10 protein-coding genes are annotated in these 16,622 nt (G+C 43.7%); 7 read left to right on the plus strand and 3 right to left on the minus strand.

Translation table 11 applies throughout. The annotated features are described in order from the left end of the window. Position 1 precedes the first annotated feature (1 nt). On the minus strand, positions 2–388 hold the full coding sequence (locus HUJ21_RS01215; protein ID WP_291366634.1) for a DUF423 domain-containing protein: 387 nt from the start codon (positions 386–388) through the stop codon (positions 2–4). A 133-nt stretch (positions 389–521) separates the two neighbouring features. Then, entirely contained in the window at positions 522–1,205 is a 684-nt protein-coding gene (locus HUJ21_RS01220) for a YggS family pyridoxal phosphate-dependent enzyme (protein WP_291366636.1), read from the minus strand. Between the two features lie 156 nt (positions 1,206–1,361). On the opposite strand from HUJ21_RS01220, the gene HUJ21_RS01225 reads away from it, so the two are divergent. The 3 genes from HUJ21_RS01225 (at position 1,362) to HUJ21_RS01235 (ending at position 7,625) form a co-directional block, all read left to right on the plus strand. After that, on the plus strand, positions 1,362–1,949 hold the full coding sequence (locus HUJ21_RS01225) for a hypothetical protein (RefSeq protein ID WP_291366639.1): 588 nt from the start codon (positions 1,362–1,364) through the stop codon (positions 1,947–1,949). Between the two features lie 827 nt (positions 1,950–2,776). After that, positions 2,777–6,001, plus strand: coding sequence for a SusC/RagA family TonB-linked outer membrane protein (locus HUJ21_RS01230; RefSeq protein ID WP_291366641.1), 3,225 nt, complete (start codon positions 2,777–2,779; stop codon positions 5,999–6,001). Between the two features lie 19 nt (positions 6,002–6,020). Further along, on the plus strand, positions 6,021–7,625 hold the full coding sequence (locus HUJ21_RS01235; RefSeq protein ID WP_291366643.1) for a SusD/RagB family nutrient-binding outer membrane lipoprotein: 1,605 nt from the start codon (positions 6,021–6,023) through the stop codon (positions 7,623–7,625). A gap of 58 nt (positions 7,626–7,683) precedes the next feature. Here the strand turns inward: HUJ21_RS01235 and HUJ21_RS01240 are convergent, their stop codons facing one another. Then, positions 7,684–9,198 carry an FG-GAP-like repeat-containing protein gene (locus HUJ21_RS01240; RefSeq protein WP_291366645.1) on the minus strand — a complete coding sequence of 505 codons (1,515 nt, stop codon included), beginning with the start codon at positions 9,196–9,198 and terminating at the stop codon, positions 7,684–7,686. Between the two features lie 220 nt (positions 9,199–9,418). Between HUJ21_RS01240 and HUJ21_RS01245 the strand changes: the two genes are divergently transcribed. The 4 genes from HUJ21_RS01245 to HUJ21_RS01260 all read left to right on the plus strand — a co-directional run bounded on the left by HUJ21_RS01245 (position 9,419) and on the right by HUJ21_RS01260 (position 16,621). Next, complete coding sequence (locus tag HUJ21_RS01245; RefSeq protein WP_291366647.1) at positions 9,419–12,760, plus strand: VCBS repeat-containing protein; 3,342 nt, start codon at positions 9,419–9,421, stop codon at positions 12,758–12,760. 20 nt (positions 12,761–12,780) lie between these two features. After that, positions 12,781–14,154 (plus strand): TrpB-like pyridoxal phosphate-dependent enzyme, encoded by a 1,374-nt coding sequence (locus HUJ21_RS01250; protein ID WP_291366649.1) that lies wholly within the window; start codon positions 12,781–12,783, stop codon positions 14,152–14,154. A gap of 13 nt (positions 14,155–14,167) precedes the next feature. After that, positions 14,168–15,097, plus strand: a complete 930-nt coding sequence (locus HUJ21_RS01255; protein ID WP_291366651.1) for an amidohydrolase family protein — start codon at positions 14,168–14,170, stop codon at positions 15,095–15,097. Between the two features lie 102 nt (positions 15,098–15,199). Continuing rightward, positions 15,200–16,621: a Gfo/Idh/MocA family oxidoreductase gene (locus HUJ21_RS01260; RefSeq protein WP_291366652.1), complete on the plus strand. Its 1,422-nt coding sequence runs from the start codon at positions 15,200–15,202 to the stop codon at positions 16,619–16,621. Position 16,622 lies beyond the last annotated feature (1 nt).

A 16,622-nucleotide genomic window follows, 5' to 3' on the forward strand; every position in this document is an offset into this window, starting at 1 on the left:
TTTATGATTGATTTCCTTTGCCAAAACTAAAGAATAATAGCACCCATCCCAAAATAAAGGCCAGGCCACCCAAAGGGGTTATGGCTCCCAGCCAGGTCACCTGGCTAAGGCAAAGAACGTATAGGCTCCCTGAAAAGATCAAAATACCGGCAATAAAAAACCAGGCACTTGTGATCAACCGTTTTTTCTCCGGGTATAAATGGGTGAGTGCACCCAGCAGAAGTAAAGCAAGGCTATGGTAAAAATGGTAACTAACTGCAGTTTCGAAAGTATCCAGCCTACCTGTTTCTATAAGTAAGGGTTCCAGGGCGTGCGCACCAAAGGCACCAAAAACCACAGCCAGTGCGCCAAATACAGCTGCAATCTGTAATATTCGTTCTGTTTTCATGTGTTTATAAGTTGTTTCTAAAAGGTCATCACTTGTCCTGCCCTTCAGGAGAATCCCGAACCTGACTGCCAGCCAGGCAGGTATTTTATAATCATGACTTTATGTGTCGCTAGCGTCGGTTTCTGGTTATGGATTAGGTATAATTCCGGGCACCGAAAATAGCACTACCTATTCTGACCATGGTGCTGCCTTCATCCTGAGCGATGAGATAATCAGCACTCATGCCCATAGACAATTCTTTCAGTTGGACCTGTTCAGGAAGCACCATGCTTTTTAGTTTATCAAAAAATTGGGACAAGCCTTTGAATTCATTTCTTATGGTTTGCAAATTATCCGTATTGGTGGCCATTCCCATAAGTCCTGCTATATGGATGTTTTTCATGGTTTTGATTTCCTCTCCAGATAGAAAATCCATCAATTCCCTTTCATCCCAGCCGTATTTGGTCTCTTCTTTGGCAATATGAACCTGCAGCAGGCAGGGAATAATCCTATCCACCTTTTTTCCCTCTTTATCTATTTGCTTCAATAGCCTAAGGGAATCCACACTATGGATCAGATGGACATATGGAGCTATATATTTGACCTTGTTTCGCTGAAGGTGGCCTATCATGTGCCAACGGATGTCTTTGGGCAATTGATCTGCTTTTTCGGTCATTTCCTGCACCTTATTCTCACCAAAGTCCCTGATGCCAGCGGCATAAGCCTGCTCCAAAATTGATATTGGTTTGGTTTTACTCACGGCTACCAGGCGACAGTCCGGATTTTTGAAAGTACTAAGCGTTTTTTCTAAATTATTGATGATGTCGGGCTCTTCCATTTCGGCTTTTTATTCAGCAATTTTATGAATAGAAAACAAAGATATGGGTATATCGGGTACATTGCTACTTATAAACCTTTTGATAGGTAGCTGGTTTGCATAAAAATTAATTTATCTTAAAATCGGAATAATCCCAGGGCTGTAATCAAAGGAAAAATGAAGTTGAAAACATTGTTTGTATTGGCCGGAATGTTTACCGGTCTTGTGTGTAAAGGGCAAAATAAATCTTCTATACCCGAAATTAATGAAGAAAGAAAACGACTAGAAAGCAATGGAATGCTCGTTCTGGGTACATGGGCCCTGGGTAACATGGTCTGGGGAGGAATTGGAGCCTCAAGGACAACAGGTGCCAGAAAAGGCTTTCACCAAATGAACATGTATTGGAATACCGTCAATCTGGCGATCGCTGGTTTGGGGTATTTCAATGCCAAAAAGCACCAAACGGAGGGTAGCCTGTGGAAAAGCTTGCAGGCCCAGCAAAAAACAGAGAAAATCCTGCTTTTCAATGCAGCTTTAGATGCAGGCTATATGGCCGGTGGATTATACCTGAAGGAGAGGGGTAAAAGAAGGCAAAATGACCAGTTGGTTGGATTTGGGAATGCAGTCATCCTCCAGGGAGCTTTCTTACTCGTTTTTGATGGTATCCTGTACTCTCTTCAGGTAAAAAACAAAGCGAAATTCAAGCCCTGGATTGACAAGGTAAATATCAGTACCAGTGGAATCAGTTTCAAGGCTGAATTTTGACAATTGTAAAATAGAAAAATAAATTTTCCGGACTTTATTTATCAGTCATTCTTAAACTTAATTTCAGGAACAAACAGCCCGGGATAGGCATAGCAATCGCTTTAAGAATGAAAGCTATACGAATATCCATTTAGTTACAACTTCCGAATGCTTTCCCAATTTTGTTTTTTATATAGGGTTTTCCCGTGAAGATCCAGGGATATTTTACAGCCAAATCTAAAATCCGAAAGTTGTATTTGATTTTCTGGTGCGGACTAAAAATGCGTCCATACCGGTCTTTTTAATTTACTTGTCGATATTGGCGTTTTATGGATCATTTCCTATTCCCAAAAGTTCCTGATTATTTGGTTTTAAATCCTAGGCACAAACCTTAGAAGATAGATTTTTTTAACGACATCTGTTATCAGGTGACCGAAAATTAAAGTTATTCCATTTATTTTTGTAAAAAATCCAAGTTATTTTTTCCTTTTAGTTCGTTTATAGAGGATCCTTGTATGTATAGTTATTTTTTTTGCCCATACTGGTAAAATATACATAAGCAGTAGTGAATGACCGTTTATGTAATTTTTATTAACTCTATACCTAAAAAAATATTCATGACAATTCTTTTATTATTTACTGAATTATAATACATTTCCGATAAATATTGCTCATTTAAAGCATTTGTCAAATGTTATTGCCTGTGATCCCAGGAAATTCTGTGAGTACAAAAAGATCGGATTCTGAATTTTGTATGTCATGGATTTTCAGGTATATCCACTGGTATAAACCACCTTGGCTGTGATTATTTGAGTAATTGTCATTTTAAATCCAAAATCATCAGTTTAATGAAAAACCTATTACTTATTGTCTGCCTGAGCATGCTGGCCGTTTTAAGCGGCAATGTTCTGGCACAAACCGTATCCGGAAAGGTGACCGATCAAACAGATGGGCTGCCACTTCCTGGTGTATCGGTATTGATTAAAGGAACCTCTACCGGTACTGCTACCGATGTGGATGGAAATTACAGCTTGAATGTTCCTGGTGCAGAGACGGTGCTCGTCTTTTCCTTTCTGGGATTTCAAACTGTTGAAGAAACAGTTGGTAACCGCAGCACCATTAACATTAGCCTTGCCGAAGATGCTGCAGAATTATCTGAAGTAGTGGTTACTGCTTTGGGAATTGAGAGAAATGTCCGGGCACTGCAATATTCGATCACTGAAGTAGGAGGAGAGGAGTTTACCCAGGCCCGTGAAAACAACATTGCCAATCAGTTAGCCGGCAGGGTTGCTGGGGTAAATGTGAGCAATGTGGCTTCGGGACCAGCAGGTTCCTCCCGGGTAATCATCCGGGGAAATACTTCTCTTCAGGGAGGTAACCAGCCTTTGTATGTAATTGATGGTATTCCCATGGACAATACCAATTTTGGTCAGGCCGGTGTCTGGGGAGGAGCCGACCAGGGAGATGGTATGACCAGTGTAAACCCAGATGATATTGAATCCATGTCCGTACTGAAGGGGGCGAGTGCTGCAGCCCTATATGGGTCCAGGGCCGCAAATGGTGTGATATTGATTACTACCAAAAGGGGAACTGCCCAAAGAGGTATTGGTGTGGAAGTCAACTCCAATGTGGTCTTTGAAAGGATAAATAACCAAACAGATTTACAAACCCAGTTTGGATCAGGTAGGTTTCAGGGCGACCAGATAACAGGTGCCGCAGAAAGACCAACAACGGTACGTCAGGGTTATGACTGGGGTACGCAAGCCTGGGGAGAAAGGCTGGGCTCTGGTACCTCCATGCATTTTGATGGGGTTGAACGCCCATATGTGTATGCAGGTGACAACTGGAACCGATTTTATGAAACCGGAACCGCATTTACCAATAGCATTTCCCTTTCGGGTGGCAGTGATGTCCAAACCTTCCGCTTCAATGCCACAGACATGAGAAGTTCCTCCGTGGTTCCCAATGCAGGTTTTGACCGGTTGAACATGTCTATCGCCACGAATGGTAAATTTGGCAAGAAACTTACTTTTGATGCTAAGGTGCTTTATTCCAATGAAAGGACTAAAAACAGGCCAAGACTATCAGATTCTCCTGGTAATGCGTTTCAGTCCATTTTTGCCCTTCCGCCAAATGTTAATGTGGAATGGGGTAAGGGAGCTCCAAACCGATTGGGCACTATTCCAATAGGAACAGATCCTGCCTTGTTGAGTACATGGGGCTTTGCCGAGCAGGAGGAATACCTGATGACGAATAATCCTTGGGGACAAAACCCTTATTTTTCAACGCATCAGTTGTCTATTAACGATACCCGGGACAGGATCATTACCTCAGGTTCATTGAAGTATTCCATCACAGATCACCTTTACCTTTCCGGAAGAGCCGGAATGGACTGGTTTACCAGAAGGGGGACTACCTTGACCCCACAAGGAACTGGCTATGACCGAAATGGAAATATGAGTGAAAGTGAACGCAGGGTCAATGAAATCAACCTGGAGGCCATGTTGGGCTACAACAGGGAATTTGGCGATTTTGGACTGAATGCATTTATTGGAGCCAACAGGATGAGAAGAGAGGATGAAACCATATCAGCCAATGGGCAGGGTTTTAATGTTCCTTTTTTCCATGCGATCAACAATACAGTGACCCGGAATTTTGGCTATGGTTATTCCGGCTGGGGAATCAATTCTGTCTTTGGCTCTGCAGAGGTCAGCTACAAGAACATCCTATTCTTAACAGCTACCGGTCGAACAGATTGGTTCTCGGTTTTGGATCCTCAGTTTAATGACATTACCTACCCTTCTATAGGAGGTAGTTTCGTGTTCACCGATGCCATGACAGAATTACCAGTATGGCTGAGTTTTGGTAAGATCAGGGGATCATGGGCCCGGGTAGGTAATTCAACAGTGGGGCCTTATCAGATTCAAAATGTATATTCTCTACTAGGTGCTCCCGCAATTGATCACAGTGGCAACCAGGTAGCCATGGCTACCTTTGCAACTGCTGGAGGAAATGCAGGTACTATTCCAAACCGGTTTTTAAAGCCCCTGTTATCGACGGAGGTCGAAGTGGGTTTTGATGTTCGATTTTTTCAAAACAGGTTAGGGCTGGATTTCACCTATTATCAACAGCGCAGTACGGATGATCAATTGAATGCCCAGGTTTCCAGGTCTTCAGGATTTGGCTCTACATTGGTTAACCTGGGGGAAATGGAGAATAAAGGAGTAGAAATTCTACTCACTGGTTCGCCTATTCGAACCAATAATTTCAATTGGGATGTGTCCTTCAATGTGGCCAGAAACAGAAACAAGGTGATTTCATTGATAGAAGGTAGCGATATCCTGAATGTGGAAGAACCCAGGACAAGGACTGTTTTTGTGCAGCACAGAACCGGTTATCCCTTTGGTGTATTGGCTGGATGGGTGCAAAAAAAATCGCCTGACGGACAGCCTGTCTTTGAAGAAAATGGAGCCCCGGTGCAATCTGACCAAATGGAAGTTATCGGAAATGGTATTCCTGACTGGACAGGAGGCATAAACAACAGCATTACTTTCAAGGGTTTTAATCTTTCAGCTTTAGTCGATTTCAGAATCGGTGGTGATTTGTATTCCGGTACCAATGTCAGGCTTACTCAATGGGGACTGCACAAGCAGACCTTACAGGGAAGGGCAGGAGAGGAGCCACTCAGCGTTTCCGGTGTGATCCAGTCTGGTACCACAGCAGATGGGCAACCGATATATGAATCCTTTTCCAAAACACTCTCTCCCGGTGAAGCCAATAATTACTGGAGTCAGATGGGGAACAGGGTGCAGGACTACTTTATCTATGACGGTTCCTTTGCTAAGCTAAGGCAAGTGACTTTCGGATACAATTTCCCAAGAAGCATTTTGAGTAAAACGCCATTTACTAACCTGAATTTATCCTTTGTTGGCAGAAACCTGTCGATACTTTGGAAAAATGTGGAAAACATTGATCCTGAATCAGGATATTCATCAGGAAATGGTCAGGGTCTGGATTATTTCGGAATGCCTCAGACCAGGACATTTGGATTCAATGTTAGGGCAACGTTTTAATCATTAAAGGAAAAATACCATGAAAATTATAAATAAAGTTCTCTTTTTTGGTTTGGCAGTCAGTATTACGCTCTTTGGGTGTGATACGGATGATCTGCATGATTTGAACATCAATCCTCAGGCAGTAAATGAAATTGACCTGAATTTTATGTTCACCGCGGCTCAACTTGGATCCGCTTCAGGAGGCTCTGCCGGTGATAACCGCTACATAGACTGGCGGACCAATATCGGTATGACCGCTTACCTGATCCAGCATCTTGCCAATGCGGGTGGAGGAATTGCTCCGGGAGATAAATACACGGAAAATTTCGAATCCAACAATGCACCATTTGAATTTTTCTATGGAGATGCATTGAAGAATATTTCAGAAGTGATCCGGCAGACAGGTCCCGGCGGATACGATGAAGGGAATAAAATCAATACCAGAAATGCCGCAAGGATCATGCGGGTGCTTAATTTCCACCGGCTGACAGATTTTTACGGAAATATCCCCTATTTTGGTGCATTGCAGGGTATGGATGGCGTTTTCTTTCCGGAATACGATCCTCAGTCTGAGATATATCCCCACCTGTTGCAGGAATTGGAAGAAGCTACAGCAGCCATAAGCACATCCAATCCTGATGATGGTTTCGCCAAAGCAGATATCATCTTTGATGGTGATATCACAAAATGGAAGCGTTTTGGTTATTCGCTGATGTTGCGTTTGGCCATGAGGGTTTCTGACGTGGCACCGCAGTTGGCCAATGAATATGTGACCAAAGCCATTTCCGGTGGAGTAATGGAAAGTAACGATGACAATGCCTGGGTACCTATGTCTGAAGGACCAAGTCTATGGATCAATCAAAACGGGATCTCCAGGGCATTTTATCCCGGGGACGGTGGACAACCCGCCTATTTAAGTGAAACCTTGGTGGATTGGTTAAAAGGTGATGCCACCACTGCAAGCGAAGTGGATCCCAGATTGATGGTAATCAGCGGAGGAATTGCAGATTGGTCAGCCGTGGCCTGGACACCCTATAATACCAATCCTCTGGAACAAAAAGGTATGCCCAATGGATATGATGCTGCCGGCCTGGAGGAAATTGAGGGCGGTCCGATTAATCAGGTTGAAACCTATTCCAGAATCAATTACCTGATGCTGCAGCGAGACAGCCCCTATATGTTGATGAATTTTGCGGAATCCGCCTTTTTACAAGCGGAAGCATTGGAAAGGGGCATTGGATCAGGTATTTCCGGTACTGCGGAAGATCATTACAATGAGGGTGTAAAAGGAGCCATGCAGATGTACACCCCCTTTGATGAGTCCCTGTCCATTTCGGATGCTGAAGTAGAGGCATATCTTAGCAGACATCCATATGGAACTGAAAAGCCTGCCCTGGAAATGATTGGCGAACAAATGTGGGTGAGTAAGTTTTTCAATTGGTGGGAGGCCTGGTCAGACTGGAGAAGGACCGGATATCCTCAATTGACACCGACAAATTATCCCGGGAATGTCACTCAGGGACAGATCATGAGAAAGCTAAGGTATCCTGCAGCGGAAGTCGCAACAAATGAGAACTTTCAGTCTGGGGCAACATTGCCCGATATTTTCACCACCAGGGTGTGGTGGGACACAGCTGATTGATACAGTTAACCTAAGAAAAAATCTAAAAATTTTAAGGGGTGCCCAGTCGGGCACCCCTTTATTTTGGATAGATACCGTTTCCTTCTGACCCCATAAAGGCTCCCCAATCTGGTTTATTCCTGATCTTTATAGGTAGGTCAATCCGCTTGATTTTCATGCCAAGAAAAGACAAGATATCGGTATGACTGAAATATTGACAATGAATCAAATCCAGGTATCCATCCCCGTCCATATCCCCCAGCCAGGGGGTGGAAAATATATTTTTAAAACCTTTGGATTGGTCTAAAACGTGGATTTCATCGGAATTAAAATCCATTAAGAGCAACTTGTTTTCAATAACAAATGCAGATTTATCATCAATGGCACGGTCACAATCATATTCATTAATACTGAAAATCACCTCATCTCTGCCGTCTTTATTCAAGTCATAGGCTATCGGAGAAGAAAAACCGGTACATCCCAACTCTTTTTTATTTATCAATGCACCTGTTTTTCCATCTATCAACACTTGAATGGAGCCGGTATTTTCCGGCCATACGCCTTTGCTTACAAAAGTAAACAGATCGGGAATATTATCGGCAGTAAATTGACCAACCGCCAGGCTATTGCTGCTTTCGGTACCGGAAATTTGTTGTTGCCAAAGAACCTCAAAAGATTTCCCTAAAAGGGCAGTGATGGTACTGGCATGGGAAATGGCGACGATATCCAAAATACCATCCCGATCCAAGTCAGCCAGGACAGGGGGGGCGATGAATCCATGGTTTTGTTCTGTCACCAGGACCCGGGCATTTGAAAGATCATTGTTCATCAAATCTTTCAGCTTTGCGATAAAAAGGCTTCCGGAAATAGTTTCTCCACCGGTTCCAAAGACCACCATTGTTTCATTATTTCCCACTTTGTCCACTAGCAAAGGCGACATATAGGTTTCATTTCCATCTGGCATGCTGTCCGCAGCCAAAATTCTTCCCGATAGCGCGTCTATAACCATCAGGACTCCTGGATATCGTCCCACTGTTTCAAAGGGTGCAGCTCTGGCATTGCCTCCATTGCTAATGAGTAATTCAGGGATGCCATTCCCATTTTGATCTGGGACCAATACACTGTTGTTGAAATTAAACCTGGCGTGTTTCAAGATGGGGTGATCCAGGTAATTCCTGCTATCGTACTCCCATATCAGGTCTCCCGTTTGCCCGTCGATACTTTTGAGGTGTGGTCCCCTGCCGCCTATAAAAATGTCAGGAATTCCATCTTTGTTAACATCATGAAAAGTGGCTGACCCATATACCTGATCCACTGTGGACGCATTCCAAAGCAGTTCTCCATTATCACCATTTATGGCCAATATACCATAATCACTGGATTCGAATTCATTTTTCCCGGCACCCATTACAACATCCAGAATTCCATCTCTGTTTAAATCTACTGTGCGGGGAGAGGATTGGGATCCAATGACCGGAAAACTGGCTTCCCAAACCAATTCACTTTTATCTTTTTCCTGGCAGGAAAATACGGTACAGGTAATACAGGCAATCAAATAAATGGAACCTTCGAATAAGGGATTGTAATTATTCATTTTATCGATTAAAAATGTGCTTAATTCTACTCAATATAAATAATATTGGGAATAATTCTTAATCCAGGGGAGATGTTCCATTGCGCCATGATGATGGAAGAAATTTGGCTGACAACTCCAACTTCTATTGTGTTAACGGCTGAAAAAATGTAGATTTACTTACAAGATGGGGATCAGCTTTGGTCTCAAAGAGAATGCATTACTACTCAATAGAGAGAAAATGGAAAACCGTTCAAAACAGGTTTTAGGGGTTTTGTTGTTGATTATTTTACCTGTCATGGGAGCCTTATCCCAGGGTTTTGAAAAGTTGCCGGGTAGAAAAACAGGAGTCAAATTTCGAAATGACCTGAAGGAAGATCAATTTTCTAACATCCTAACTTACGAATATTTTTATAATGGTGGGGGTGTGGCCATTGGAGACATTAATAATGATGGACTGGAAGATATTTTTTTTACAGGAAACATGACTTCCAACAGGCTATATTTGAACCAGGGAGACTTTAAATTCCAAGATATTACCCGTTCTGCGGGAATCGGTGGAAAAGAGGCCTGGACTACTGGTACAAGCATGGCCGATATCAATGGGGACGGCTTCCTGGATATTTATGTGTGTTATTCGGGTAAGGGCTCAGCTGAAACCAGGAAAAACCAATTGTTCATCAATAAAAGGGATGGGACATTTGTGGAATCAGCCGAGGCATATGGATTGGCAGATCCTGCCAATAGTATACAAGCTTTATTTTTTGATTTTGACCTGGACGGGGATTTGGACCTGTACCTGCTCAACCACAATACCCAGGTGATCAATGAAATTGATTTTGATGCAAAAAGAAAAGATCGAAATGAGCTTTCCGGCGACAAATTGTTTAGGAATGACGATGGTTTTTTTAAAGATATCAGCGAACAGGCAGGCATAAAAGGGAATTCCATGGGTTTCGGTCTGGGGATAGCCGCTTCAGATATTACAGGAAACGGCTACCCTGACCTTTATGTGTCCAATGATTATATAGAACCCGATTACCTGTATATCAATAATGGAGATGGTACTTTCTCCGAAAGCCTGACCGATTATTTGCAACACATTTCCTATTTTTCCATGGGATCTGACATCAGTGACATCAATAATGACGGACAAGCCGATATCTTTACCTTGGATATGTTACCAGAGGACAACAAGCGGCAAAAATTATTGTATGGACCTGAAAATTATGAGCAATATGCGTTGATGGTTATGGAGGGTTTCTACCACCAAAACATGCGAAACATGTTGCATGTAAACCAGGGTTCAGGATTATTCAGTGAAGTTGGACAATTGGCCGGAATTTCCAATACGGATTGGAGTTGGGCCGCTTTTTTTGCTGATTTTGACAATGATGGCTGGAAGGATCTTTTTGTGAGCAATGGGTATTTCAGGGACTATACCAACCGGGATTTTTTAAAATACAAAGGAGATTATTATTTCAGCAAAGCAAGAGAAGGAGAAAAAGCGGATACACTTCACCTGGTGACCAGTATGCAATCCACTCCGGTCCATGACTACTTGTATAAAAATGAGGGAGGTACTATTTTCAGGGACTTGTCAGCAGAATGGGGGTTTGATGATCCGGTTTTTTCAAATGGAGCGGCTTATGCGGATTTGGACAATGATGGTGCACTGGACCTTGTTGTCAATCACCTTAACGGGACGGCGGGCATCTTCAAAAACAAACTTGCTTCAGGTAATAAAGCACCAAACTTTCTTCAAATTTCGCTTCGGGGAGTGGGAATGAATACCTCAGGAATAGGAGCAAAAATCACTGTTTATTCGAATCAGGAACAACAATATTTTGAGCAGCAGCCCACCAGAGGATTTCAGTCTTCTATCAGCCATAAAATACATGTGGGCTTGGGGCAAACAGACCAGGTGGATTCCTTACATATCGTTTGGCCCTTGGGCAAGGAACAGTGGGTAAGGGGAATAGCTGCCAATAAATTATTGGTTTTATATGAAAAAGAGGCTCAAACCAGGACTATTCAAGTTGCAGATAAAAAACCTGCTATTTTTACTCCCATTGTGTCGCCCATCAATTTTGAACATTCGGAGCCTGGTTACAATGACTTCAAGCGGCAGCCTTTACTTAGTCATATGCTTTCCCCTACAGGACCTGTATTGGCATTGGCTGATGTAAATAATAACGGTTTTATGGATGTCTTTGTGGGAGGAGCCGAAGGTATGCCGGGAAAATTATTTTTTCAGGTATCCAATGGTAATTTTATAGAATCCCAAGGCTTGGATTTGACTGAGGACAGTGGTAGTGCTACCTCTGACGCTTTGTTTTTTGATGCCAATGGAGATGGAAGGCCTGATTTATATATTGTGAATGGGGGTTATCACGATTTTACAAGGGATTCCCCTGAATTACAAGACAGGCTCTACATCAACCAGGGTGGAGGGAACTTTAAAAAGGATACTACTGCCCTTCCCGTACTTCGAAGTAGTGGATCAGTTGTGAAAACCATGGATGTGGACAATGATGGTGATTTGGATCTTTTCATAGGAGGAAGGGCCGTTGCAGGTCAATATCCAAAGGCTGCTGATTCATTTATTTTGCTTAATGATGGTTTGGGGAATTTTGAGGATAAAACCGAAACCCTCTTCCCGGAACTAAGAACAATCGGGATGATAACTGATGCCCAGGTCATCGACTTGGATGAAGATGGGTGGGAAGACCTGGTACTGGTAGGTGATTGGATGGCTATAAGTGTTTTTCTCAACCAACAGGGAAAGGGCTTTGAGAATGCTACCAATGCCTATTTTGATTTGCCTCTAACAGGTAAATGGGCTGCTGTCAAAGCTGCGGATTTTGATAATGATGGAGATCTGGATTTGGTTGTGGGTAATTTCGGGCTGAACAGCCAACTTAAAGCAAGTGAGCAAGAACCATTGAGTCTTGTTTATGGGGATTTTGATGGAAATGGGTCTGTGGATCCGATTTTAAATCATTACATTAACGGTACAGCCTACCCTTTTGTGAGTAGGGATGAACTCCTGGACCAAATGTATGGTATGCGCAGTAAGTTTACCGATTACGCTTCTTTTTCGGAAGCTAAAATCGATGATATTATTTCGAGTGAGCAGTTGAAAAGTGCTAGCCAATTGATGATCAACGAACTAAAAACCGTTTATCTTGAAAATAGTAATGGGAAGTTTCTGGTCAGAGACTTACCCATAACAGCCCAGTATGCACCAGTTGAGGCCATTTCTATTTTTGATTTTGATGACGATGGCAACCTGGATTTTATTTTGGGAGGCAATCAAAACACTACCCGGCTGAGGTTGGGTGTAATGGATGCCAATTTTGGCCAGTTATTCAGAGGTGATGGGAATGGAGGTTTTACCTATGTGAGCTCTATTGAATCGGGATTGTCTTTTATGGGAGATGTAAAATCTATGGAAATAATTGATCTTTCTTATCTTAAAATTCTTTTGGTGGGTATCAACAATCAGGGTGTTTCGGCCTACTTACTTAACCGGACCCTAGGGGATAAACCAATCAGAAGCCTTTCCAATCAAAATAAATAATCCAAAACGACAACAATTGAATGAAAATCAGAAAAATTAATTTAGAGGAAAACGAAATACCAGAAAATTGGTACAATATTATAGCGGATATGCCCAATAAGCCTTTGCCGCCCCTTCACCCGGGTACATTGGAACCCATAGGGCCGGATGCGTTGGCACCCCTGTTTCCGGATGCATTGATCCGGCAGGAAGTGACTACTGACAAGTGGGTCCCTATTCCAGACGAGGTACGCAACATGTACAGCATCTGGAGACCTACCCCCATGTACCGGGCCTATGGATTGGAAAAGGCATTGGATACCCCTGCCAAAATTTACTATAAATACGAAGGAGTAAGCCCTTCAGGATCTCACAAACCCAATACGGCAATTCCCCAGGCCTATTACAACAAGCAGGAGGGTATCAAGAGAATTACCACTGAAACAGGTGCAGGCCAGTGGGGAAGTGCCCTTAGCTTTGCTTGCCAGCACTTCGGAATCGAATGTGATGTTTACATGGTGAGGCTTTCCTATAATGACAAGCCTTACAGGAAAATGATGATGAATACCTGGGGAGCAAATGTCTATCCTTCCCCGTCTGACAGGACGGAGGCTGGCCGCAGGATACTGGCCGCAGACCCGGATTCGCCGGGAAGTTTGGGTATAGCCATATCCGAGGCAGTGGAAATGGCAGCCACCAGGGAGGATACAAAATATGCCTTGGGCAGTGTTTTAAATCATGTCAAACTTCACCAGACCATCATAGGCATGGAAGCCATCAAACAAATGGAAAAAGCAGGAAGCGACCTGCCCGATATTGTGATAGCTCCATTTGGCGGGGGTTCCAATTTTGCCGGATTATCCTTTCCATTTTTGAGGTTAAACCTGGAATCTGGCAAAAAGATCCGCTGTATTGCCAGTGAGCCTTCCTCTTGTCCCAAGTTAACCAGGGGTGTGTTCAGGTATGATTTTGGGGATACAGCAGGCATGACGCCCCTTTTGCCCATGTACACCCTGGGACATGATTTTATCCCCGCACCTATTCATGCCGGAGGTTTACGCTATCATGGAGCTGGGGTGATTGTGAGTCAATTGCTAAAGGACCAGCTTATTGAAGCCCAGTCCCATGACAATCTGGAGATTTTTGAGGCAGGCGTGCTATTTGCCAGGGCAGAGGGGATTATACCCGCTCCCGAGGCCAACCACGGAATTGCCACTGCTATCCGGGAGGCTAATAAGTGTAAAGAGGAAGGGGTTTCCAAAACGATCTTGTTCAACCTTTGTGGCCATGGGAATTTTGACATGAAGGCTTATGATGACTATTTTGCCGGTAAAATCAGACAGCATGAATTGAGCCAGGAGGAAATAGATGCCTCCATCGCCAAACTTGGGACCCCTACCATACCGGTTGGTTAGGTATTGAAGAAGCATGAATAAAAGAGCATTTATCAGGAAAGGGATGCTGGCATCTGCTACTCTGGGAGTGGGGCCCTCATCCCTTTTTTCTTTTGAGGGAGCAAGGAGTTTTTCTTCCCCTATCCCGCTAGTGGATACGCACCTTCACCTTTGGGACCTGTCGGAAATGGATTATCCCTGGTTAAAGGGAAAAGGTCTGCCATTAGAAAGGAATTATTCATTGGCAGATTACCGAAAGGCTACAAAAGGTTTCCCTGTATCAAAAATGGTATTCGTCGAATGTGGCAGGTCGCCAGATCAGTATTTAAAGGAAGTGGATTGGGTGCAGCAGCTTTCTGGGAAAACATCAGGAATAGCAGGTATGGTAGCCTATTTTCCCCTGGAGAAAGGAGAAGCCGGGCAAGGTGCCATGGAAGAAATGGCTCAAAGAAGTGTGGTCCGTGGCATCAGGAGGTCTCTAATGCATGGAAATATTGGCTTTTATCAGGGGGTTGGCTTAATGAAAACCTTTGATTGGGTTTGTGAATTGAATGTGGGCCCGGGACAGCTACCGCAGGTTCTGGCTTTGGTGAAAAAATTTCCGCAGCAGGTTTTCATGCTGAACCATATGGCCAATCCCGATATCCGGAATCAGGATTGGAATACCTGGGAGAAGGCGCTAAGGCCTTTTGCTTCTCAGGACCAGGTTTATTGCAAAGTGTCAGGTATACTTACTCGGACATCTGGAGTTTGGGAATTGCCGGATATTCAACCCTATTTCGATACTTTGCTGGAGATTTTTGGTCCGGAGAGGATCGTTTACGGTGGAGACTGGCCAGTGGTGCTCCAGGCAGAAACCCTTCACCGTTGGATGACTACATTCTATTCTCTTGCTCAGGCATTGTCGGAGGAGGAAAAAAATAAAATATTTCATAGCAATGCGGAATTGGTCTACAGGATTTAGGCCTTTGCTTCTGATTTCGGGTGATTTTCTTATTGAACACCAAATAATTTAGGAAGAATAGGGATTGATTTTTAAATTTAATCCACAAAAGAATAATTGAGTATGCTTGATAAACCAAATAAAGTAGAGAACACTGACTCCAGAAGGAGTTTCCTTAAAGCTTCCACCCTTAGTGCAGCAGGATTTTTTATTGTCCCCAGGTTTGTACTTGGAGGCAAGGGCCATGTGGCACCTAGTGACAAGGTTAATGTTGGTATGATAGGGGTAGGAGGAAAAGGGCGGCAAAATGCACTGGACTTGATGAAACTGGATGACGTGCAGATCACAGCTATCGCAGATCCTGGAGAGTATTGGGATTTGGCCAACTTTTACTACAGGTCAATAGCTGGAAGAGGCCCTGTGAAAAGAATGGTTGAGGATTTTTATGAAGACAGGACCAAAAACTACAAACTAAACGAATATCTGGATTTCAGGGAGATGCTCGAAAAGGAACAAGGCCTGGATGCCATATGCTGTTCCACCCCTGATAATACACATGCTGTTGTGACATACGCTTCTATGAAGCTGGGGAAACATGTTTATTGTGAGAAGCCCCTAACCCACAATATCAGGGAAGCCAGGATGATCAAAAAGTTGACAGAAGAGACGGGACTTGCCACGCAAATGGGAAATGTAGGACATAGTACCGACGGGATCCGGCAAACGGTAGAATACCTGAGGGATGGGGTCATTGGAGAAGTGAACGAAACGCATTCCTGGGTTCCTGCTTCCCGGTGGATACCTGAAATGAAAGCTTTACCTACTTCAGCCACACCAAAACCACATGGATTTGATTGGGATCTGTGGCTGGGACCATCTGCCGACAGGCCTTATCATGAATGGTATTCCCCCGTAACCTGGAGAGATTTTTGGGATTTTGGCTGTGGAGCGTTAGGGGATTTTGGCTGTCACGATATGGATGCTGCCACCTGGGCTTTTGAACTGGGCTATCCAGAGACCATAGAGGTGTTTCCCGCAGGTTTTAGCAATCAGGACATTGCTCCTTATGGGGAGATTGGGTATTATCATTTTCCAAACAACAATACTGGCAAACCCATTCAATTGACCTGGTATTCAGGAGGGGTGAAGCCTCCCTTGCACCCATCTCTGCCTGCTGGCTATCAGTGGCCTTCCCGTGGGACTTTATTTGTTGGGAATAAAGGTGTTATCGTGAATGGTGGTGACCGGGTCCCGCATGTTTTTCCCAAAAGCCTGGCTGAAAGTATGAAAAAACCTGATGAAACCATCCCCAGGTCAAATGGACATTTCAGGGATTGGGTAGATGCTATCAAAGGTGGTCCTGCTGCCAGTGCCAATTTTGAATACGGGGCTCATCTGACAGAAATCACCTTGCTGGGTGTTTTATCACTGAGAATGAAAGGCCAGAAAATCCATTGGGATGCAGCCAACCTGAAAGCTACAGGTTTGGATGAAGCAGATCCTTATATCAGCGAACCGGTACGGTCTGGCTGGGAGATGAGTTGAT

Origin of the sequence: Cyclobacterium sp. (assembly GCF_014762705.1) — a bacterium.
Taxonomy (GTDB): Bacteria; Bacteroidota; Bacteroidia; order Cytophagales; family Cyclobacteriaceae; genus Cyclobacterium.

Bases quoted from the DNA above. Each gene is read 5' to 3' on its own strand.
- HUJ21_RS01250 (WP_291366649.1), top strand. From the start codon at position 12,781: ATGAAAATCAGAAAAATTAATTTAGAGGAAAACGAAATACCAGAAAAT.
- HUJ21_RS01220 (WP_291366636.1), bottom strand. From the start codon at position 1,205: ATGGAAGAGCCCGACATCATCAATAATTTAGAAAAAACGCTTAGTACT.
- HUJ21_RS01255 (WP_291366651.1), top strand. From the start codon at position 14,168: ATGAATAAAAGAGCATTTATCAGGAAAGGGATGCTGGCATCTGCTACT.
- HUJ21_RS01235 (WP_291366643.1), top strand. From the start codon at position 6,021: ATGAAAATTATAAATAAAGTTCTCTTTTTTGGTTTGGCAGTCAGTATT.
- HUJ21_RS01260 (WP_291366652.1), top strand. From the start codon at position 15,200: ATGCTTGATAAACCAAATAAAGTAGAGAACACTGACTCCAGAAGGAGT.
- HUJ21_RS01245 (WP_291366647.1), top strand. From the start codon at position 9,419: ATGGAAAACCGTTCAAAACAGGTTTTAGGGGTTTTGTTGTTGATTATT.
- HUJ21_RS01215 (WP_291366634.1), bottom strand. From the start codon at position 388: ATGAAAACAGAACGAATATTACAGATTGCAGCTGTATTTGGCGCACTG.
- HUJ21_RS01240 (WP_291366645.1), bottom strand. From the start codon at position 9,198: ATGAATAATTACAATCCCTTATTCGAAGGTTCCATTTATTTGATTGCC.
- HUJ21_RS01225 (WP_291366639.1), top strand. From the start codon at position 1,362: ATGAAGTTGAAAACATTGTTTGTATTGGCCGGAATGTTTACCGGTCTT.
- HUJ21_RS01230 (WP_291366641.1), top strand. From the start codon at position 2,777: ATGAAAAACCTATTACTTATTGTCTGCCTGAGCATGCTGGCCGTTTTA.